Below are 20,461 nucleotides of genomic sequence, written 5' to 3' on the forward strand. Positions count from 1 at the left end.
AACCTGGCCCGGCGCTTTGCCGCCAAACAGCAGCAGCGTATCTTGGACGTCTCGCTGGACCAGGACCGGCTCGAAGCCATGCCCGTGCATGAATATGTCGATCTGTATGTAGTTTAAGCAGCCCACGAGCCAGTGCAGAAAAGCCGCTTTTCATACGAAAAGCGGCTTTTTCAATCAGGCCGTGGGCGGCTGGGCGCATCGGCCCAAGCGGTAGGCAGTACTGGATTCGAACCAGAGACCTCTACGATGCCGGCCCGGCACGGCGACTTGCCCGGCCGGCATGGCCCGGCTTGCGCCCTTCGTTCATTCTGTCGGTTCCGTCGTGCTGACGGTGATTTCGTCGCCGATGTCGAACGTCATCAGATCCTGGCCGATCACCAGGGGGCCTTCGTAGCTCTTGCGCGTGCGTTCCTCGAGCTCTTTCTCGGTAACATCGAAAAGCACGATGTGCGAATACACGGCCATGCGCACGCCTGCATCGGCAAACACCTTCCCCGCTTCCTCGGGCAAGGTGTGCTTGGCCAGTATCTTGGGAATGATCGGCGAGGCTTTCATGAGCTTGTCGGATGCCGCCGCAACCTCATGCACAAGCAGGTCGGCGCCCTTGGCGTTCCTGACAACGTCTTCGTTGTAGCGCGTGTCGCCCGACAGCACCACGGTGCGCCCCTGGTATTCGAACTTGTATCCGAAAGACGACTCGAGCGGAGGATGATCGACCGCAAAGGCGGTGATCTTCACGCCATCGCCCTCGTACACTACCCCGGGCCCCACGTCCACCGCGTCCACTTGAGACCCTGGGTTCTGCTCCAGGCGAACTTTTATGTCGTAGTCGAACGCTTCGGCCAGCCCGTTCATCATTCGGGCGGTGCCCTCGGGACCCCAGACGCGCAGGGGATGCTTGCGGCCCCTCACCCAGCCCGTCAGGTACAGGTCGGGAACACCTATGGTGTGGTCCGAATGCAGGTGAGTCAGGAACAGCTTGTCGACATCGTTGAAGGGAATGCCCAGAGAATACAAGCGCTGGATGACGCCGCGGCCCGAATCGAACAGGTATTTTTTTCCGCCAGCCTCAATAAGCGTCGAAGGTCCGAAACGAAAGGTCTGAGGCAAGGGGCTGCCCGTACCCAGAAGGTGGACGCGCAAATCGGAAGCGCCCTGTTGCTGGGTTGTGGACGCGGACTGCGCGGTCATGCCCGCAAGTGCCAAGGCTGCGCCGGCCAGAAAATTGACGAGTTTCATTGTCTTCCTCCTGTGGTTGATACTTTTTAGCTGTGTCCCGTTCAGAAAAGTATAGGAGCATCCCGGCTTTATGTCATTATTTTAAACGTATCGTTCATTTTTGAACGTAACTCCGCCAGCTAACGCCAGCAAAATAGATTCTGCTTGTTTGCAAACACCCAAAAAATACGCTATAGTTTCGTTCTTTCTAGGCGGTTAGCTCAGTTGGTTAGAGCGCTACGTTGACATCGTAGAGGTCGCTGGTTCGAATCCAGTACTGCCTACCAGAATTCAGGGCTTGAACCCCACGCAAAAAGCCGCTTCTTTTCAAGGAAGCGGCTTTTTTATTGACGCCAAGGTCGTATTGCTTTTAGCATCCTGGCAGATCCGCCCGCAGACCCCCACCCGCAGACCCCCGCCCGCAAACCCCTGTCGCCATGACGCATTCCGTTTTGTCTCGCCGCCCCTCAATCGCCATGCGCCTTGTACACGCGACGTGCCTTGCCGCCCTGGCCCTGCTTGCGGCCTGTTCGGGCATGGATGGACAAGTTCCGAAGGCGCAATCGGCAACCGGGCAAGACAGCGCCTACACGCTGACGATACTCCATATCAACGACCATCATTCCCATCTGGACGATGTCACCGTGCCGCTAGTGCTTGACACAGGCGGCGGCCGGCGAGAGCGCGTGCAGGTTTCGGCCGGCGGCTTCGCCCGGCTTGCCTCGGCCATGAAGGAACTGGCCGCGCAATCACATGGCTCGGCCCTCAAGATCCATGCCGGCGACGCCGTCACAGGCACTCTTTATTACTCATTGACCGACGGACAGGCCGATGCCGACCTCATGAATACGGTGTGCTTCGACGCCATGACGCTGGGCAACCATGAGTTCGACCACGGCGATTCGGCGCTCAGGCGCTTCATCGACCGGCTGCACGGCGGCAAGTGCCAGACGCCGGTGCTTAGCGCCAATGTGCGCTTCGGGCCCGGTTCGGCGCTGAACCCCGCCAGGGCTCCGGGCCTGGTGCAGCCTTCCGTCATCGTCGAGCGCAACGGGCGCCGCATCGGCCTCGTGGGCATTACCGTGGCCGACAAGACCCTGAACTCCTCCCGCCCCGACCCGGGCACCACCTTCCTGGACGAAGCCGCCAGCGCCCAGGCCGAAATCGACGCCCTGCACCGTCAAGGCGTGGACATCATCGTGCTGCAAACCCATTACGGCTATGGGGCGGACCTTGCCCTGGCTCGTCGCTTGCGTGGGGTGGACGCCATCGTGGGCGGTGATTCCCATACCCTGCTGGGCCCAGCCAGCCTGAAGAACCATGGCCTGACACCCATTGGGCCCTACCCCACCCGCGTCACGGATCTTGACGGCAAGCTGGTATGCGTGGTGCAGGCGGGGCAGTATGCCAACGTGGTGGGTGAACTGGCGCTGCGCTTCGATAATGCCGGCCGCCTGCTCTCGTGCGAGGGCCGGCCCCATATACTGATCGGCGACGACTTTCGCCGCGCTACCGGCGCGCAAGCCCTGAGCGATCAAGAAAAACAGGCTGTCCGGGCCGACATAGAACGCTCGGGCGTCTTGCGCCTTACTCGCCCCGATCCCGACGCAGTCAAGGCGCTGGCGCCCCACAAAGATCACAAGCACGAATACGGCTCCGTCGTCGTGGCGCGCACAGAAGAAACACTTTGCGCGCGACGTGTTCCCGGCCCCCGCGGCGATCGCAGCCGCTCGGGCCAGGGCGACGCATGCAACAACAGCCTCCGCGTCGTCCGGCATGGCGGCGACATACAGCAACTGGTGGCGCAAGCCTATCTTGAGCAGGCGCGCTCGTACTTCGATGCCGACATCGCCCTGATCAACGCGGGCGGCGTACGCATCGACCTGCCGGCGGGGCCGCTTATCGTCCTGGACGTCCATACATTGCTGCCGTTCAAGAACACCCTGGTACAGCTGAAGATATCCGGTTCGATGCTCAAGGAGGTGCTCGAAAGCGCCGTCGGCGCGGCGCTCGGCCCCACGCCCAGCACCGGAGCCTATCCCTATGCCGCGGGCATGCGCTGGCGGGTGGATGCAAGCCAGGCACCGGGTCAACGCCTGTCGGGCCTTGAAGTCATGCAAGACGGGCGCTATGTGCCTTTGGACCTGGACCGCAACTATTCCGTAGCCACCATCGACTTCATTGCCGACGGCAAAGACCACTACACCGCCTTCGCCCGCTTGCACGATGATCAGCGTGTCGACGTGGGGCTGGATGCAACCCAGCTCTTCCTGGACTATGCACAGGAAATGGCACGTTCAGGCCGGACCCTGCGGCTCCTGCCGCCAAGCCAATACAGCACCCGGGAATTTCTTGCGGCGCCCGGGCCCTGAATGGCTTTAGAACAAGCGGACGAATTGCCCTAAACCCCCGGCACCGCAACAGGGACGTTCAGGAAAAGGAAGCGCGATATACCGACTGCATGAAGGCGCGGATTTTTTCCGCCGACTTGATGCCGCCCGACTCTTCCACACCGCTGGAAACATCCAGCGCATAGGGCCGCACTGCCTGCACCGCATCGCCCACGTTCAAGGGGTCCAGGCCGCCGGCCAGGACCAGCGGTCGGCTATCCGAAGCACGACGCACTTCGTCCAGCAGGCCGATGTCGAAGGTAAGGCCGCTGCCCCCATAGCCCGGGCTGTAGCTGTCGAACAGCCACGCGGCCGCATGGGAGTAGCGGCGGCATGATTCGAGCACGGCTTGCGGGTTTTCCAGGCCGGGGCCGCCCACACGAAAGGCTTTCATGTAGGGTTGGTCGAAACCTGCGCAGTAGTCCGGGGTCTCGTCGCCATGAAACTGCAGGACGTCGGGCCCGACCGTGTCCAGCACCTGCCGCACCTGCTCGTGCGGCACGTTCACGAACAGGGCCGTCACACTGACGAAGGCGGGCACCGCCTTGCGCAGGCTGCGGGCCTGCTCAAGGGAAACCAGCCTGGAGCTCTTGGGATAGAAGACCAGCCCGATCGCGTCGGCGCCCGCTTCGCACGCCGCTTCGACGTCCTGGATTCGGGTAATGCCGCAGATCTTGACACGGGTTCGTAGCATGGAGCAAAAAGACCTTTAAGAAAATCGAAAACGTAAACTGCCAGGAAAGCATTGCGCAGGAGAGCCCAGCATGTAGACTGCTTCGCGTGCCCTGCCGGACATTTTAACGCCCGGCTCGAATGCCCGGCAGCATGTGGGATTCCAGCAGTTCATCCAGGCTGGCGCTCGGCAGGCCGAAATGGGCCGGATACTCGACGCTTGCCAGATACAGGCCGGCGGGCGAGAAAGTGGGCGCCGACAGGCGGCGATCGCGCTGCCGCAACAACATGTCGACCCAGGCGGGCTCGTGACGGCCCTGGCCGATGTAAAGCAAGGCGCCCATCAGGTTGCGGACCATGTGGTGCAAAAATGCGTTGGCCCTGAAGACGAACACAAAGCATTCTCGCCGCTGATGGATGTCCAGCGCGTGAAGCGTGCGCACCGGACTGGCCGCCTGGCACTGCGAAGACCTGAAAGCGCTGAAATCATGTTCGCCGATCAGGCGCGCGGCCGCATGCCGCATCGGCTCAAGCTCAAGCGGACGGTAGACCCAGCCCATTCGGCCGTGCGCCATGGGCGAGCGCACCCTTGCCTGCCGCACAATATAGACATAGGTACGCGACAAGGCCGAAAACCTCGCATGGAAGCCGTTGTCTACCGGGCAGACCCATTGCACGGCCACGCTGCTGGGCAGCAAGGCATTGAGTCCCCTTACCCACGACTCGGGCTCGCGCTGCGCCGAGGTGTCCACGTGCACCACCTGCTCCAGCGCATGTACGCCGGTATCGGTGCGTCCCGCGCAAATAGTGGGAACGGGATGGGCAAGGAACCGGCCCAGCGCCGCTTCGAGGGTGTCTTGAACGGTAAGGCCGCCGGGTTGCGTCTGCCACCCCTGCCAGGACGCGCCGTCGTACGCCAGCCCCAATGCCACGCGCGGCAAGGCTTTACCCTGGTGCGCCGGTAAAGGCCCCGGGTTTGTCGCCACCAACGGGCCTTAGGCGCCGCGGGGCGGCTGCCCTTCGGCGGGCGGGTTGTTCAGGTCAAGGTCGATTTTTTCGAGGCGCTCTTGCACCATGGCCTCGGTGACACCGCCCTGGCCATCGTCGCTGCGCGATGCGCTGGCTCGGCGCAATACCCATGCAATGATGAGTACGACCAGCGCCAACACAGCGGTAATGACGCCCAACAGGTTTTCTTGAAACCACGACACGGATTGCTCTGCCTTGCTGGAAGTGGAGGAATTGGAATCGCCCTGGGCAGATGCCGAATCGGCGTCGCCCGCGGCATTGCCCGCCGCGCCGCTGACCGCGGGCGCCTGCCCGGCGGCGGAGCCTTGGGCCGCCTCGCCGGACGAAGCCGCGTTCGATCCATTTGCGGGGCTGGCCCCTTGGCCCTGCGCGGCTTCAGCGGAAGCGCCGCCGCCCGAGCCCGATGCAGCGTCCGAACTGGAAGCATCTGCGTTCGAACCCGACGCCGCCGCCTGGCCGCCGGCGCCCTGGGCGGAGCCGGATTGGCCTGCGCCTGATTCGGTACCGCCCGGCGAAGCCTCTTCGGACGCGCCAATGCTGGTTGCCGCATCGGAGAGCGTCTGGCCGACGGCCGCGGCCCCGTTGAGCACGGCTTCTTTGGCCGCCTCGCCCTGCATCTGCAAGGCCTGGTTAAGGCTGTGCACATTGCGCTCGAGGTGGGAAACCCGCGCCTGCGATTCGTCGATATTGCGGCGGGTGGCTTCTTGTTCGTCGTTGGCGGCATCGCTTGCGCTGCCGCTGGACAGGACGACCTGGTCGCCCGCTGCGCCGGCGGGCCTGGCCGATACGCGCGCCGATGCGCCCGAAACCCGCCCTTGCTGTGCCGGACCGCCCTGCACGGCCTGGGCGCGCCGGGAGGCGATGCCTTGCCGATATGCCGCGTAGGCCTGGGCGTGCTGCTGGTAGATGCGCCTGGCCTCGCGATCGGACACTGCGCTCAAGGCCTGGGCGTCGGGTATGGCCAATGTGGCGCCGGCCTTGACGAGATTCACGTTGCCGTCGATGAAAGCCTGGGGGTTGGCCTTTTGCAGCGCAATCATCATCTGGTACACCGACACGCCCTGCACCGCGTGGGCCTGGGCCAGGGCAAACAGTGTGTCACCGCGCCGCACGGCAATGGAGCCGGCCCCTGCTGCCGCGGGCGCGGCGCTGCCCGCTGCGGCCCCGCCGCTTGATGCAGGAGCGGCCTGCGCTGCCGCGGCTGAGCCGGGAGGTGCACTGTGCGTAAGCAGGCTGACCTGATACTGCTGGCTGCCGGCAGCCGTGGCGACCTGAAGCAGAAGGTCGGCAACCGGTCCGTCAAACGGCTGGCTGGAGCGTATCTGAACCACGCGCGACTTGGGGGTGAAGCCTTCGTCGATGCTGAGGCGCAAGCTGGAAAGCTCGACCGGCGGAACCAGGCCCGCCTGTTGCCAGGCCGCGGCCGGAGCGACGTCGACGCGCAGGGACTGAAGGTCGGCCTGGCTGAGATCGCGCAGGGGAACATGGATATGCAGGGGCTGGCCTGGCGCCGATACCAGGCGCGAGTGGCCAATGCTTGCTGCGTGGGCCGGCGCACATACCGACAGCACCGCCGCCAGGGCGAGGGCCATTGGAGCGGCCTGGATCAACGATGTTCTGCTGGCCCCACAACAAGTTTTATGCATGTTTACAGTTCGCCCAAAGTGATGCGCAGCATGCGGCGCAGCGGCTCGGCAGCACCCCACAGCAGCTGGTCGCCGACGGTGAAGGCACTGAGGTATTCGGAACCCATGGACATTTTACGCAGGCGCCCCACGGGAATGTCCAAAGTACCCGTAACGGCCACCGGCGTCAATTGCTGCATGGTCGCCTCGCGCTCGTTGGGCACGACCTTGGCCCACTTGGATCCCTCGCGAAGCAGGTCGGAGATTTCGTCCAGGGGCACATCGCGCTTGAGCTTGATGGTAAGCGCCTGGCTGTGGCAGCGCATGGCGCCGATGCGCACGCACAGGCCGTCGATGGGCGTGGGCGCGGTGCCGAAGGCTTCGCCCCGGCCCAGGATCTTGTTGGTTTCGGCCTCGGCCTTCCATTCTTCGCGCGAAACGCCATTGCCCAGATCTTTGTCGATCCAGGGAATGAGGCTGCCCGCCAGGGGCACGCCGAAGTGGTCGCGAGGCAGGTCGGCATGCTGCTGCTTGGCCAGCACGCCGCGGTCGATGTCGAGAATGGCCGAAGCCGGGTCATCGAGCTGGAGCTTGACCGATTCGTTGAGCAGGCCGAACTGGGTGAGCAGTTCTCGCATGTGCTGGGCCCCGCCGCCGGAGGCGGCCTGGTAGGTCATGCTGGTCATCCACTCGACCAGGTCGTTGTTGAACAGGCCCGCCAGGCCCATCAGCATGCAGCTGACCGTGCAGTTGCCGCCGACATAGTTCTTGATGCCGCGCTTGAGGGCGGCGTCGATGACCGGACGGTTGACCGGGTCGAGCACGATGATGGCGTCGTCGGCCATGCGCAGGGTGCTGGCGGCGTCGATCCAGATGCCGTCCCAGCCCGCCGAACGCAGCTTGGAATAGACCGCCGTGGTGTAGTCGCCGCCCTGGGCGGTGACAATGACGGGCAGCTTTTTCAGGGCCTCGATATCATAGGCGTCTTGCAGCGCACCAGCGCCTTCGGCCCAGGCGGGCGCCTTGCCGCCGGCATTACTGGTGGAGAAAAAGACGGGTTCAAAAAGGGAAAAATCGTTCTCGTCGAGCATGCGCTGCATGAGGACGGAACCCACCATGCCACGCCAGCCGACCAAACCTACTGCCTGGGTCATATGGCTCACTTTAATGAAAGATCAGGGAATCAAACGCTATTTTAGCGCCTTCAATACCGCGTCGCCCATTTCAGAGGTGGAAACCCTGGTAAGACCCTGTTCGTGGATGTCGGCCGTGCGCAAGCCCTGCTCCAGCACCTTCTGCACGGCGCTTTCGATGCGATCGGCCTGTTCGGCCTTGCCCAGCGAATAGCGCAGCAGCATGGCGGCCGACAGAATGGTAGCCAGGGGGTTGGCCAGATTCTTGCCCGCGATGTCGGGCGCCGAGCCGTGACTGGGCTCGTACAGCCCCTGGCTGGCCGAATTGAGCGAGGCCGACGGCAGCATGCCGATCGAGCCCGTAAGCATGGCTGCCTCGTCGGACAGAATGTCGCCGAACAGGTTGCCGGTGACGATGACGTCGAACTCTTTGGGCGCGCGCACCAGCTGCATGGCGGCATTGTCGATGTACATGTGGGAAAGGGCCACGTCGGGATACTCTTTGGCCACCTCGATCACGATCTCACGCCAGAACTGCGAGGTTTCGAGCACGTTCGACTTGTCGACGCTGCACAGCTTCTTGCTGCGCTTTTGCGCTGCCTGGAAAGCCACGTGGGCGATGCGCCGCACTTCGCTTTCAGCATAGTGCATGGTGTCGAAACCCTGGCGCTCGCCCTTGAACGGGCCCTCGGCCACTTCGCGCACACCGCGCGGCTGGCCGAAATAGATGTCGCCCGTAAGCTCGCGAATAATGAGGATGTTCAGACCCGCCACGACTTCCGGCTTCAGCGAAGAAGCATTGGCCAGTTGCGGGTAAAGGATGGCGGGACGCAGGTTGGCGAACAGGCCCAGCGCTTTGCGCAGGCCCAGAATGGCCTGTTCGGGACGAAGCTCGCGCGCCAGCGTGTCGTACTTCCAGTCGCCCACCGCGCCGAACAGGATGGCGTCGGAGCTTTTGGCCAGGTCGAGCACCACGGGCGGCAAGGGGTGGCCGTGCACGTCGTAGGCCGCGCCGCCCACCGGCTGGGTCTGCAGGTCGAGGTCGAGGTCGAGCGCCGTAAGCACGCGCACTGCCTGTTCTGTGATTTCGGGGCCGATGCCGTCTCCCGGCAGTACTGCAATCTTGTGTGTCATGGGTTTCTCTTTGTTTGAATGCGGCCGCTATTATGCTTGCGGCCCGCCGGCCAGCCACGGATGGCGCGCCAGGCGTTCGGCCTCGAAGGCCCGGATCTTGTCGGACTTCTGCAAGGTGGTGGCGATTTCGTCCAGGCCATTGAGCAGGCTGTGCTTGCGGAAAGGCTCGACCTCGAAGGCGATTTCCCGGCCTTCGGGCGTAACCACGACCTGGCGCGGCAGATCGATGTCGAGCGTATAGCCCACATTGGCGTAAAGCTCTTCGAACAGGCGCGAGACTTCGTCTTCGGGCAGCACGATGGGCAACAGGCCGTTCTTGAAGCTGTTGTTGAAGAAGATGTCGGCATACGACGGCGCGATGACGGCCCGGAAACCGTACTGGTCAAGCGCCCACGGCGCATGCTCGCGGCTCGAGCCGCAGCCGAAGTTCTTGCGCGTAAGCAGAATCGATGCGCCCTGATAGCGCGGCTTGTTCAGGGAAAACTCCGGATTCAACGGCCGCTTGGAGTTGTCCATGCCCGGCTCGCCATGATCGAGGTAGCGCAGCTCGTCGAACAGGTTGGGGCCGAACCCCGTGCGCTTGATCGACTTGAGGAACTGCTTGGGAATGATCAGGTCGGTGTCGACGTTCTCGCGGTCGAGCGGGGCCACAAGGCCCTTATGAGTGGTGAATGCTTGCATGAGGCTTTCCTATCGAAAATTCCGTACGTCGACGAAGTGGCCGGCGACAGCCGCCGCGGCCGCCATGGCGGGGCTGACGAGATGGGTGCGGCCGCCCTGCCCCTGGCGTCCCTCGAAGTTGCGGTTCGAGGTCGAGGCGCAGCGTTCGCCCGGCTCGAGGCGGTCGGCGTTCATGGCAAGGCACATTGAACAGCCCGGCTCGCGCCATTCAAAGCCGGCTTCCAGGAAGACCTTGTCCAGGCCCTCTTGCTCGGCCTGCTTCTTGACCAGGCCCGAGCCCGGCACGATCATCGCCTGCTTGACGTTGCCGGCCACCTTCTTGCCGCGCACCACTTCGGCCGCGGCGCGAAGATCTTCGATGCGCGAATTGGTGCACGAGCCGATGAAGACCTTGTCGACATGGATTTCAGTCATGGGCGTGTTGGCCTCGAGCCCCATGTACTGCAGGGCGCGCTCCATGCCGGCACGCCGGACTTCGTCCTTCTCGCCGGCCGGATCGGGCACTTGCGCATCCACCGACAGCACCATTTCGGGCGAGGTGCCCCAGCTGACCTGCGGCGTGATCTCGGCGGCGTCAAGCTCGATGACGCGATCGAAATGCGCGCCTTCGTCGCTATGCAGCGTCTTCCAGTACTCTACGGCCTGGTCCCACATTTCACCGGTGGGCGCATAGGGCCGGCCGCGGAAATACTCGATGGTCTTGTCGTCGACGGCCACCATGCCCGAACGGGCGCCGCCCTCGATGGCCATATTGCAAACGGTCATGCGTCCTTCGACGGACAGCTCTTGCACGGCCGAGCCGCCGAACTCGATGGCATAGCCCGTGCCGCCCGCCGTGCCGATCTTGCCGATGACGAACAGGACGAGATCCTTGGCCGTACAGCCGAAAGGCAGCTTGCCATCGACTTTGATCAGCATGTTTTTGCTCTTTTTCATGAGCAAGGTCTGCGTGGCCAACACGTGCTCGACCTCAGAGGTGCCGATGCCGAAGGCCAATGCGCCCACGGCACCGTGGGTGCTGGTGTGCGAGTCGCCACAGACGACCGTCATGCCGGGCAAAGTGGCGCCCTGTTCGGGGCCGATGACGTGCACGATGCCCTGCCGGACGTCGTTCATGCGAAATTCGGTAATGCCGAAGGTGTCGCAGTTTTCGTCCAGGGTGTCGACCTGCAAACGCGATATGGGGTCTTGTATGCCTTCGCTGCGGGCGGTGGTGGGCACGTTGTGGTCGGCCACCGCCAGGTTGGCGCTGATGCGCCAGGGGTTGCGCCCAGCCAGGGTAAGCCCCTCGAAGGCCTGCGGGCTGGTCACTTCGTGGACCAGGTGGCGGTCGATGTACAAAAGACAGGTGCCGTCGGGATCTTGATCGACGACGTGGGCGTCCCACAATTTGTCGTAAAGGGTCTTGGCCATGGGGTGCTCTCGGGTAAAGGTGAAGGGGTTCCCCCACATTCTGAACGGGGTATGAAAGGTATTATGACAGCATCTCAACCTAGTACAAGAAGAGCAAATATACTAGTACTATGAGTGATATCCTGGCATTGAGGGGTATACATATTGCACAGTATCTACGCTTTGATTCTGGTGCATTGGCCTGTTGCCGTTCCTGCACTTTCTCATGAATGCAAAGATGTGTGTTCTTGCTTCGTTCTCGTGCTTTCTCTTGCCTGCGAAAATATCGGTTCTTGGCCCATTTCTACGTTGTGTATGGGCCGTGACGGCGTTTGTTCTTGCTCCTTCCTTCTGCCTCTTGGTTGTGACGGTGTTTGTTCTAAACCCGTTCCTGCGCTGCGGGGTATGTCTGTTCCGGTCGACGCCGGTCGGCCCTCCGGGCCCGCCTGTCCGCATCCTCCGGGCCTTCGCCCTCCGTTCTGCGGCGCCTGGCTCGACCGCCAACGCCCGGCCCAGCCACACCCCACATCACAGGAACTGCATTGGGGAGGATAAACGGCCCTCTTGCGAGGCATGGGCCGGGAGGCGGCTGTTGAACCCGAATGCGATGGATTGGCCAAGTCAACAATGACTATTCAGAGCACGACTCATCGCTGCAGCTATGGTGTTTACTGGGTAAAGTTGCTTGCTTGATGTCGCCATGTTCACAGAGTGGAAGCTCACCGGCGCGATGGCATAAATGCCAAGCACTCCGTAGCAATGCCGCACACCTGCCGCAAGAAACATGTAGCGCGACAACCCAAGAAACTCCGTCCCAAATCAAGATTCTGTGAGGCGTGATGGGGGGCAGTATTTTGGGCGACGTTGAGCAAGCCGAGCGCCCCTCCATTTTTGGGGATGCAAGCCCGCGCCTGTATGAGCGGCACGCATGGCGGACCACTGGTCCGCCGCCGATTTCGCGGGCGCCCCAAAAATGGAGGGGCGGGAGGGAAGCCGGCAAAGCCGGCCGCAGCTCTCCGGCGCCCAAAATAGTGCCCCGCAGCACGCCGGCTCAAGGACTCAAAGAACGAGACTCAAAGAGCAACCTACTTCCCCGCAGCTTCCCAATTCAAGAGTCGAAACAACGGGCATTCTTGCATTGATGAAGGCCATTCATCAACGAAGGCCATCACTTCTTCGCGCTCTGGTACAAAGGCATCACCTGCTCCGCGATCTTCGTCAGATCGGCCGTACGCGTTGCCGCCGACGGGTGGGTCGACAGGAATTCGGGAGGCGCATTGCCCGCGCTAAGCGAGCCCATCTTCTGCCAGAGCGTCACCGCCGCCCGCGGATCGTAGCCCGCGCGCGCCGCAAGCTCCACGCCCATGCGATCGGCCTCGGTTTCGTGCGTGCGGCTGTTCGGCAGCGTGAACATCACCTCGGTCAGCTTGCCGCCCAGGTCGGACGTGGCCGAGCTGCCTGTAAGCGCCGACAGCACCGACAAGCCCACATCCGTCGCCATCTGTTGCGACACCTGTTCACGCGAATGTTCACGCAAGGCATGAGCCATCTCGTGACCAATGACCGCTGCCAGTTCATCATCGGTGGGCTTGAGCTGCTTGATCATGCCGCTGTATACAGCGATTTTTCCGCCGGGCATGCACCAGGCGTTGACCTCGTCGGAATTCAATACGTGGACTTCCCAGTTCCATTGCGCCGCATCCGGGCGGAAGACGCCGACCTGTGCGATAAGGCGCTGCGCAATGGCCTTTACACGGGCCGTCTGCTTGGCGTCGACATCCAGGGCGCCCTGGGCCTTTGCCTGCGAGACGATGCTCGCATATTGCTTTTGCGCTTCCTGGACCAGCGCCTGCTCGGAAACCAGGCTGGACATGTATTGCTTGCGATCGACCCCGACCGTACCCGAGTCGGTGGTCTGCACCGCCGCGCAGCCGGCAAGCAGGGCCGCGCCCGTGACGGCGGCAATGGCGCTTCCTCGTTTCAAGAACCAGATCGTCTTCATGGTGAACTCCGTTTCTGAAGGTTGGCGCCGGCAAGGCGGCGAACAGATCGAGCAGTGGTTTCAGGCCATGCCCGGCGGCCGGACGTGGCCCGCGGCGCGTCAGGCTCCTTTCAGGGCACGCTGGCGCAAGGCGTGGTCCATCAGCACGATGGCCAGAAGGGATTCGGCGATGGGTGTGGCGCGTATGCCCACGCAAGGGTCGTGCCTTCCCAGCGTTTGAACCTGGACCGGATTGCCCTGCCGATCGACCGAGCGCCTTTCGATGCGTATGCTGGAAGTGGGTTTGATGGCCAGCGACACCGTAATGGGCTGGCTGGACGAGATGCCCCCCAGCACGCCGCCCGCGTTATTGCTGGCAAAGCCTTCGGGAGTGATCTCGTCGCCATGCTCGGAGCCTCGCTGGGCGATGCTTTCAAAGCCTGCCCCCATGGACACCCCCTTGACCGCGTTCAGGCCCATCATGGCGTGGGCGATGTCCGCGTCGAGCCGGTCGTACAAAGGTTCGCCCCACCCCGCCGGCACTCCTTCGGCCACGACCTCGATGCGGGCCCCGATGGAGTCGCCGTCGCGGCGCAGTTGATCCATATATTCTTCAAGCTGGGCCACGATGCCCGCATTGGGTGCGTAGAAAGGGTTGTTGCCCACCTCGTCCCAGCTTTCGAACGGAATGTGAATGGGCCCCAGCTGGCTCATGTAGCCGCGCACCCGCACGCCGTACTGCCGCGCCAGCCACTTCTTGGCAATGGCGCCGCCGGCTACCGTGGGCGCCGTAAGGCGCGCCGACGAACGGCCGCCGCCGCGCGGGTCGCGCACGCCGTACTTGTTCCAGTAGGTATAGTCGGCATGGCCCGGGCGGAAGGTGTCTTCGATATTGCTGTAGTCTTTGCTGCGCGCGTCGGTGTTGCGGATGAGCAAGCCGATGGGCGCGCCGGTGGTCACCCCCTGGTATACCCCCGACAGAATCTCGACCTGGTCGGCCTCCTGGCGCTGGGTGACGTGCCGCGAGGTGCCCGGGCGCCGGCGATCGAGCTCGGCCTGGATGTCGGCCTCGGTCAGCTCCATGCCGGCCGGGCAACCATCGACCACCGCCCCGATGGCCGGTCCGTGTGATTCGCCGAAATTGGTGATGCAGAAAAGCTTGCCTAGGGTATTGCCGGACATGGTGAATAAGTTATCGAATTCTGTGGGACATCATGATATCGCATCACGAAGAGCAACTGACGTGCAGCTGGCGCGCCCAGTCTGGCGCCGGGGCCGCATAGGTTTCGTATCCGGGCCGCTCGGCATAGGGTGCCCGCAGCAGCTCGAGCAGGGTGTCGATCTCGCCGGCATCGTCGTCTTCGGCGGCGCGAATGGCGATTTCGGCCAGGTGATTGCGCAGCACGTACAGGGGGTTGGCCAGGTTCATGAGCTCGATGCGTTCGCCCTGGGGCCGGTCGTCCAGTCCGATGCGGCGCACATAGCCCTGCAGCCAGGCCTGGGCCGCCTCGCGGTCTGAAAACAGGCTCAGGAAAGGCTCTGCCTCTTGCGGGGCACCGGCCAGGCGACGAAAGCTCAGCGTGAAATCGGCCTGCTGGGTATGCAGCAGCCTCCACCAGTCGTCGACCAGCGTGTCGTCGCTCTCGCGCCAGCCGCCCAAGCCGAACTTGCGCACCAGGTTGGCGTGATAAGCGTCCAGGAAGTCTTGCTCGAAATGCGCCAGTTCCGCGCGCAGGTCTTCGGGCTCGGGCCCCAGCACGGCCAGAGCGCTGGCCAGGCGATAAAGGTTCCAGTGCATGACCGAAGGCTGGGTATTCCAGGCGTAGCGGCCCTGGCTATCGGTGTGGTTGCACACGTGATTGATCTGGAAGGCATCCATGAAGCCGTAGGGACCGTAGTCGAGCGTGAGACCGATGATGGACATATTGTCGGTGTTCATCACCCCATGACAGAAACCGGCTGTCTGCCAGTCGGCCACCAGACGAGCCGAACGCGCCACCACGGCGCGCAGAAAACGCAGCAGCACGCCATGCTCGCCTTGCGCCTGGCCGGCTTGCGCCTCGCGGCATTCGGGAAAGAAACGATCCACCACATAGTCGAGCAGGATGCGCATCTGCTCGGGATGCTGGGTCCAGTGCTCGAAGGATCCGAAGCGCACGAAGGTGGGAGACACACGGGTGACCACGGCCGCCCTTTCGACCGTTTCACGGTATACCGGGTTGCGCGCGGTAACAAGAGCTAGGGCGCGGGTGGTGGGAATGCCCAGGCCTGCCATCGCCTCGCTGGCCAGGTACTCGCGCACCGACGACCGTATCACCGCGCGGCCATCGCCCATGCGCGAATACGGCGTCAGGCCCGAGCCCTTCAGCTGCAGTTCGAAACTGCCTTCCGGCCCCGCGACCTCGCCCAGCAGGTGGGCCCTTCCGTCGCCCAACTGCCCGGCCCAAACGCCAAACTGATGCCCGCTATATACGGCGGCCAGCGTCCGGCCGGGCGCCAGCCCGCGAGTGCCCGCGCACACATCGAGGAATTCAGGACGCGCTAGGGCCGCCTGAGACAGCCCCAGCATGCGCGCAACCTCGGCATTGGCGTGCAGCAGGCGAGGCTGATCGAGCGGCTGGGGCTCGAGCCGGGTATAGAACTGCGGCGGCAGGCCGGAAAAAGAGTCGACCGCAGGAAGGTCGAGAATGGAATCCACGCTCATGAGCGCGCCCCACTAGCCCGGGCCGCGGCCTTGGCGGCGCGCTTGGCCGGCCGCACGTAGAAGATGGCGCAAAGGTAGAACACCAGCGACAGCGCCACCTCGATGCCGGCCATGGCGACCGAGGCGGGAGACGGGTCGGACCAGGCCCGCACCACGCCTTCCATCAGATACAGCAGGATCAGCATGCAAGCCCATTGCATGGTGTACAGATTGCCCTTGAGCACGCCGCGCAAGGGCAGCAGCAGGGGCAGCACCTTCAGCACCAGCCACGACCCGCCCGGCCGCAAAGGCGCCAGCCACAGCTCCCAGACTAGGCAAAGCACGATAAGGGCCAATAGCGAAACAGACGCCCCAAGGCGCAGCGCGGGATTGAGTCGAGTCGTAGTCATACTGGTATTATTACCCGGATTGAAGAACGAGTTGGCATCCAGAGCGGCCCGTTTGCCGTTTGCCGCACCCATCATGCAAGACGAAACAGCCGGTACCGCCTCCGATCGCAAAGCCCGCCGCGTCCGTTCTCCAGACTGGCTCGACAGCGCCCGCCAGGCTGCGCTCTACGCCCTGCAGCGCGCCGGTGAAAAACGCCTCCCTCAAATTGCCGCGGGCCTGACCTACACAACTGTACTGGCCATCGTTCCCCTGCTGGCCGTGGTGCTTTCGCTGTTCACGGCCTTTCCCCTGTTCGGCGAGTTCAAGCTCGCGCTTGAAAACTTCCTGACGTCCAGCCTGATGCCGCCCTCGGTGTCCGAGAACGTCATGGGCTACCTGAACCAGTTCGCGGCCAAGGCGTCGGGCCTTACCGCGGTGGGCACCGTATTTCTGGTCGTGGTGTCCATCATGCTCATCATGACCATCGACGGCGTGCTCAACGACATCTGGAGCGTCGAACAGCGCCGCCCGCTGCGCCAGCGCATACTGGTGTACTGGGCCATTATCTCGCTTGGGCCCATACTGGCCGGGGCCAGCCTCTGGACCACCACCCTGCTTACCCAGCAATCGCTGGGGCTGGTGGGCGAGATGTCGGCCTTCATGAACTTCCTGCTGTCGGTGGTGCCGGTCATCGCCACGGGCCTGGGCTTTGCCGCGCTGTTCGTCTATGTGCCCAATCGCGAGGTGTACTGGCGCGACGCCCTGGCCGGCGGCATGGGCACGGCCGTGGTGCTGGCACTGATGAAATCGGGCTTTGCGTTGTATATCTCGCACTTCCCCTCGTACACCATTATCTACGGCGCCTTTGCCACCCTGCCCATCTTCCTGCTGTGGATCTACCTTTCATGGCTGGCCATCTTGCTGGGCGCCACCGTGGCCGCCACCCTGCCCGCATTGCGCATGCGGCGCTGGGCCGAGCAGCGCCATTCCGGCGCAGCCATCGTCGACGTCATCAGCATAATCCGCCTGCTGCGCAGCGCCCAGGGCACGCCCTCGCCGGGCCGCAGCTCGCGCTTCCTAAGCGCCCACCTGCGCCTGCATCCCGACGAACTCAACCACATACTGAACACTCTGCACAGCCTGGGCTACGCCGTTCCAACCCAGGACAAAGACCGCGGCTCCGACCAATGGGTGCTGGCCTGCGACCTCGAGCAGGCCAAGCTGGGGCGGCTCGTAGACCAATTGTTGATCGACCGCCACCAGCCCGCGCTGGAAAAGCTGCCCTGCCTGCTGCCCGGCATCGCCGCATCGCTGACCACCCGTCCCGAGCTGACCATCGGCGAACTGCTTGATGAAGATACGGATTGGCAACCGTTTGTTGCCAATGAACACCAAAGCGCACAGTCGGGCACTGTTCTACCCCAAACAGAGGATATCGGGCAAAATACAAGCATAATGAAGCAGACCGAGGAGACGCATCATGTTGAAAGTCAGTGAGATCCTGCGCGTCAAGGGGCACACCCTATATACCGCCACCCCTGACATGCCCATTACCAAAGCGCTCGAAACCATGAGCGAGCAAGACATCGGCTCTCTGGTCATCATGGAACACGGCGAGCTGGTGGGCATGCTTACCTTCCGCGAGATCATCCGCCATCTGCACGCCAACGGCGGCAATACGGGCACCAACACCATACGCAGCATCATGGACGACGCTCCGGTCAGCGTCACGCCCAACACCAGCGCCGAAGAAGTCCAGCGGCTCATGCTCGACAAGCACGCGCGCTACATGCCGGTTATGGACGGCCCGGTGCTGCAGGGGGTCATCTCGTTCTATGACATGGCCCAGGCCATCGTGGCGGCCCAACAGTTCGAAAACAACATGCTCAAGGCCTATATCCGCGACTGGCCGGGCGACGGCGAGGCCCTGAAGGTCGAAGAACGCAGCTAGGCCTTTTATCAGGCACAGGGCGCCCCAAGGGCGCCTTTCTTTCTTTCTTTTACTTACTCGGCCCTGAGCACCAGATCGCTCCAGGCCTTTTCCAGCACCTGCGGATCATTCGTGTTCAAAAGCGTCGCGTCGGAAAGAGTGCGGCGCCAGTGGCGCGACCCCGGCCGGCCGTTCATCCAGCCCAGCATGGGCTTGACCACCATGCGCAAGGGCACGCCCCGCTCTACCTGGCCGTGGGCGTATTCGGTCATGGCGTGAACGATCTGGCCCGGTTCGGGCAGCTCGATGCCCGGCTCGAGCAGGCGCGACAGCTCGGACAGAACGCCCGGGTTGTGCCAGGCGGCCCTTCCCAGCATGACGCCGTCGAAATCCTCAAGCTGGCGCCGGGCATCGTCGGCCTGCGCAATGCCGCCATTGAGCACAACGGTGCAATCGGGAAAATCGGCCTTGAGGCGGCGCGCGGCGTCGTAGCGCAAGGGGGGAATCTCGCGATTGTCCTTGGGCGACAGGCCCTTGAGCACCGCATTGCGGGCATGCACGACGAATACCCTGCAGCCGGCCTGGTAAAGCGTGCCGACGAAATCGCGCACGAAATCGTAGGACTCATCGTAATCCAGGCCCAGCCGGTGCTTCACGGTTACCGGCACCGACACCGCGTCTTGCATGGCCTTGACACAATCGGCCACCAACGCCGGCTCGGCCATCAGGCAGGCGCCGAAGGCGCCGCGCTGCACCCGGTCGGACGGGCAGCCGCAGTTTAGATTGATCTCGTCGTATCCCCATTGCTGGCCCAAGCGCGCGCTATAGGCCAGGGCCTCGGGGTCGCTGCCGCCCAGCTGCAGCGCCACGGGCTGTTCGGCCTCGTGGAAATCCAGGTGGCGCGCCACGTCGCCATGCAACAGCGCGCCGGTGGTGATCATTTCGGTATACAGGCGCGCACGCGGCGCCAGAAGCCGGTGAAAGTAGCGGCAATGGCGGTCGGTGACGTCGATCATGGGTGCAACGCACAGGCGCCATCCGGCGTCAGCTTGCAATGAGGATTTCACAATACGGTATAGTGGTTCGATATGGGCAATGCACGATTTTAACGTCCAATGCGGCCGCCCCCCGCTCCATCTCTCCGCCCGCTGTTTTACAATCCGGCTTTGCTGCACGGTGCGGCGCCACTTTTCTTTGTCTGTTCATCTTCTATGGCCGTCTTTACCCCTGTCAGCGACGACGATGCGCGCGAGCTTCTCAAGCACTATTCACTGGGCGAACTGATTTCTCTGCGGGGCATCACTGCCGGCATCGAAAATACCAACTACTTCCTGGCCACCACCCAGGGCGAATACGTGCTGACCCTGTTCGAGGTGCTTACCTACGAACAACTGCCCTTCTACATCGAGCTGATGCACCACCTGGCGCAAAAGGGCATACCCGTACCCGAGCCCCAGACCCGGCGCAACGGCGAACGCCTGGGCCTTCTGCACGGCAAGCCCACCGCCATCGTCACCCGGCTTTCGGGCGGCTACGAACCCGATCCCGGCGCGACCCACTGCACCCTGGCGGGGGCCACCCTGGCCCGCACCCACCTTGCGGGCAGTTCGTTCGCCATGCAACAGCCCAACCTGCGCGGGCTCGGCTGGTGGCGCGAAACCATTCCCAAGGTGCTGCCCTTTCTCGACCCCGGCCAAGCCGAGCTGATCAGCGCCGTGCTTGAAGAACAGATCGCCTTCGCGCAATCCGGACTGTATGGCGAGCTGCCCTCCGGCCCCGCTCATTGCGACCTGTTCCGCGACAACGTCCTGTTCGACGGCACCTACGAAACGCCCCGCATGGGCGGTTTCATCGACTTCTATTTCGCCGGCTGCGACACCTGGCTGTTCGACGTGGCGGTCAGTGTCAACGACTGGTGCATAGATCGCAACAGCGGCGCCTTCATCGACGAAAAACTGCAGGCCTGGCTGCGGGCCTACGCCCAGGTGCGGCCGTTTACCGCCGCAGAGCGCCAGGCATGGCCGCTGCTGCTGCAGGCCGCCGCCCTGCGCTTCTGGACTTCACGGCTGTTCGACTACTTCCTGCCTCGGCCCGCGCAAACCCTCAAGCCGCACGACCCGCGCCATTTCGAGCGCGTGCTGCGCCAACGGCGCACGGCGCCCGCCCCGGCCCTGCCCTAGGGCCTGTTAACCCTAAGGCCAGT

At 63.3% G+C, this 20,461-nt stretch carries 17 protein-coding genes and 1 tRNA gene; 5 read left to right on the forward strand and 13 right to left on the reverse strand.

All coding sequences use genetic code 11. The features are described from left to right. Positions 1–303: 303 nt before the first annotated feature. A complete protein-coding gene (locus tag C7440_RS18565) occupies positions 304–1,239 on the reverse strand; it encodes an MBL fold metallo-hydrolase (RefSeq protein ID WP_207775434.1) in 936 nt (311 codons plus the stop codon). 189 nt (positions 1,240–1,428) lie between these two features. On the opposite strand from C7440_RS18565, the gene C7440_RS18570 reads away from it, so the two are divergent. Both C7440_RS18570 and C7440_RS18575 read left to right on the forward strand, forming a co-directional pair. Continuing rightward, a tRNA-Val gene (locus tag C7440_RS18570) sits at positions 1,429–1,505 on the forward strand. 189 nt (positions 1,506–1,694) lie between these two features. Beyond that, positions 1,695–3,590 (forward strand): bifunctional metallophosphatase/5'-nucleotidase, encoded by a 1,896-nt coding sequence (locus tag C7440_RS18575; RefSeq protein WP_116519502.1) that lies wholly within the window; start codon positions 1,695–1,697, stop codon positions 3,588–3,590. A gap of 58 nt (positions 3,591–3,648) precedes the next feature. On the opposite strand, the gene C7440_RS18580 is transcribed toward C7440_RS18575, so the two are convergent. From C7440_RS18580 to C7440_RS18630, 11 genes are all read right to left on the reverse strand, one after another. Beyond that, positions 3,649–4,302, reverse strand: a complete 654-nt coding sequence (locus C7440_RS18580) for a phosphoribosylanthranilate isomerase (RefSeq protein WP_116519503.1) — start codon at positions 4,300–4,302, stop codon at positions 3,649–3,651. 103 nt (positions 4,303–4,405) lie between these two features. Beyond that, a complete protein-coding gene (gene truA, locus C7440_RS18585) occupies positions 4,406–5,221 on the reverse strand; it encodes a tRNA pseudouridine(38-40) synthase TruA (RefSeq protein WP_116519504.1) in 816 nt (271 codons plus the stop codon). A gap of 54 nt (positions 5,222–5,275) precedes the next feature. Further along, positions 5,276–6,901 carry a type IV pilus assembly protein FimV gene (locus C7440_RS18590; RefSeq protein WP_165832644.1) on the reverse strand — a complete coding sequence of 542 codons (1,626 nt, stop codon included), beginning with the start codon at positions 6,899–6,901 and terminating at the stop codon, positions 5,276–5,278. 56 nt (positions 6,902–6,957) lie between these two features. Next, positions 6,958–8,088: an aspartate-semialdehyde dehydrogenase gene (gene asd / locus C7440_RS18595; RefSeq protein WP_116519506.1), complete on the reverse strand. Its 1,131-nt coding sequence runs from the start codon at positions 8,086–8,088 to the stop codon at positions 6,958–6,960. A 36-nt stretch (positions 8,089–8,124) separates the two neighbouring features. Further along, positions 8,125–9,201 carry a 3-isopropylmalate dehydrogenase gene (gene leuB / locus C7440_RS18600; protein WP_116519507.1) on the reverse strand — a complete coding sequence of 359 codons (1,077 nt, stop codon included), beginning with the start codon at positions 9,199–9,201 and terminating at the stop codon, positions 8,125–8,127. 30 nt (positions 9,202–9,231) lie between these two features. After that, the gene (leuD, locus tag C7440_RS18605) at positions 9,232–9,882 is read right to left on the reverse strand and encodes a 3-isopropylmalate dehydratase small subunit (protein ID WP_116519508.1); all 651 of its coding nucleotides are present in this window, start codon (positions 9,880–9,882) and stop codon (positions 9,232–9,234) included. 9 nt (positions 9,883–9,891) lie between these two features. Beyond that, complete coding sequence (leuC, locus tag C7440_RS18610; protein WP_116519562.1) at positions 9,892–11,295, reverse strand: 3-isopropylmalate dehydratase large subunit; 1,404 nt, start codon at positions 11,293–11,295, stop codon at positions 9,892–9,894. Between the two features lie 1,147 nt (positions 11,296–12,442). After that, positions 12,443–13,276, reverse strand: coding sequence for a M48 family metallopeptidase (locus C7440_RS18615; RefSeq protein ID WP_116519509.1), 834 nt, complete (start codon positions 13,274–13,276; stop codon positions 12,443–12,445). Positions 13,277–13,375: 99 nt separating this feature from the next. Next, complete coding sequence (gene aroC, locus C7440_RS18620) at positions 13,376–14,437, reverse strand: chorismate synthase (protein WP_116519510.1); 1,062 nt, start codon at positions 14,435–14,437, stop codon at positions 13,376–13,378. Positions 14,438–14,480: 43 nt separating this feature from the next. Beyond that, a complete protein-coding gene (locus tag C7440_RS18625; protein WP_116519511.1) occupies positions 14,481–15,959 on the reverse strand; it encodes a protein adenylyltransferase SelO in 1,479 nt (492 codons plus the stop codon). Beyond that, a complete protein-coding gene (locus C7440_RS18630; RefSeq protein ID WP_116519563.1) occupies positions 15,956–16,348 on the reverse strand; it encodes a DUF2069 domain-containing protein in 393 nt (130 codons plus the stop codon). Before C7440_RS18630 ends, C7440_RS18625 begins: the two co-directional genes overlap by 4 nt. A 73-nt stretch (positions 16,349–16,421) precedes the next feature. Between C7440_RS18630 and C7440_RS18635 the strand changes: the two genes are divergently transcribed. Then, positions 16,422–17,825, forward strand: coding sequence for a YihY family inner membrane protein (locus C7440_RS18635; RefSeq protein WP_116519564.1), 1,404 nt, complete (start codon positions 16,422–16,424; stop codon positions 17,823–17,825). Further along, complete coding sequence (locus C7440_RS18640) at positions 17,809–18,279, forward strand: CBS domain-containing protein (RefSeq protein WP_116519512.1); 471 nt, start codon at positions 17,809–17,811, stop codon at positions 18,277–18,279. Before C7440_RS18635 ends, C7440_RS18640 begins: the two co-directional genes overlap by 17 nt. Before the next feature lie 53 nt (positions 18,280–18,332). Here the strand turns inward: C7440_RS18640 and dusA are convergent, their stop codons facing one another. Continuing rightward, positions 18,333–19,313 carry a tRNA dihydrouridine(20/20a) synthase DusA gene (gene dusA / locus C7440_RS18645; protein ID WP_257215387.1) on the reverse strand — a complete coding sequence of 327 codons (981 nt, stop codon included), beginning with the start codon at positions 19,311–19,313 and terminating at the stop codon, positions 18,333–18,335. Positions 19,314–19,469: 156 nt separating this feature from the next. Here dusA and C7440_RS18650 point away from each other — a divergent pair, with 156 nt between their 5' ends. After that, positions 19,470–20,438, forward strand: coding sequence for a homoserine kinase (locus C7440_RS18650; RefSeq protein WP_116519514.1), 969 nt, complete (start codon positions 19,470–19,472; stop codon positions 20,436–20,438). Positions 20,439–20,461 lie beyond the last annotated feature (23 nt).

The sequence above is a fragment of the Pusillimonas noertemannii genome (genome assembly GCF_003096595.1).
GTDB lineage: Bacteria > Pseudomonadota > Gammaproteobacteria > Burkholderiales > Burkholderiaceae_B > Pusillimonas > Pusillimonas noertemannii.

Coding starts and splice junctions, on each gene's coding strand:
- leuC (WP_116519562.1), bottom strand. CDS start 11,295: ATGGCCAAGACCCTTTACGACAAATTGTGGGACGCCCACGTCGTCGAT.
- C7440_RS18650 (WP_116519514.1), top strand. CDS start 19,470: ATGGCCGTCTTTACCCCTGTCAGCGACGACGATGCGCGCGAGCTTCTC.
- aroC (WP_116519510.1), bottom strand. CDS start 14,437: ATGTCCGGCAATACCCTAGGCAAGCTTTTCTGCATCACCAATTTCGGC.
- leuB (WP_116519507.1), bottom strand. CDS start 9,201: ATGACACACAAGATTGCAGTACTGCCGGGAGACGGCATCGGCCCCGAA.
- C7440_RS18565 (WP_207775434.1), bottom strand. CDS start 1,239: ATGAAACTCGTCAATTTTCTGGCCGGCGCAGCCTTGGCACTTGCGGGC.
- asd (WP_116519506.1), bottom strand. CDS start 8,088: ATGACCCAGGCAGTAGGTTTGGTCGGCTGGCGTGGCATGGTGGGTTCC.
- leuD (WP_116519508.1), bottom strand. CDS start 9,882: ATGCAAGCATTCACCACTCATAAGGGCCTTGTGGCCCCGCTCGACCGC.
- C7440_RS18580 (WP_116519503.1), bottom strand. CDS start 4,302: ATGCTACGAACCCGTGTCAAGATCTGCGGCATTACCCGAATCCAGGAC.
- C7440_RS18575 (WP_116519502.1), top strand. CDS start 1,695: ATGCGCCTTGTACACGCGACGTGCCTTGCCGCCCTGGCCCTGCTTGCG.
- C7440_RS18625 (WP_116519511.1), bottom strand. CDS start 15,959: ATGAGCGTGGATTCCATTCTCGACCTTCCTGCGGTCGACTCTTTTTCC.
- C7440_RS18590 (WP_165832644.1), bottom strand. CDS start 6,901: ATGGCCCTCGCCCTGGCGGCGGTGCTGTCGGTATGTGCGCCGGCCCAC.
- C7440_RS18615 (WP_116519509.1), bottom strand. CDS start 13,276: ATGAAGACGATCTGGTTCTTGAAACGAGGAAGCGCCATTGCCGCCGTC.
- C7440_RS18630 (WP_116519563.1), bottom strand. CDS start 16,348: ATGACTACGACTCGACTCAATCCCGCGCTGCGCCTTGGGGCGTCTGTT.
- C7440_RS18640 (WP_116519512.1), top strand. CDS start 17,809: ATGTTGAAAGTCAGTGAGATCCTGCGCGTCAAGGGGCACACCCTATAT.
- C7440_RS18635 (WP_116519564.1), top strand. CDS start 16,422: ATGCAAGACGAAACAGCCGGTACCGCCTCCGATCGCAAAGCCCGCCGC.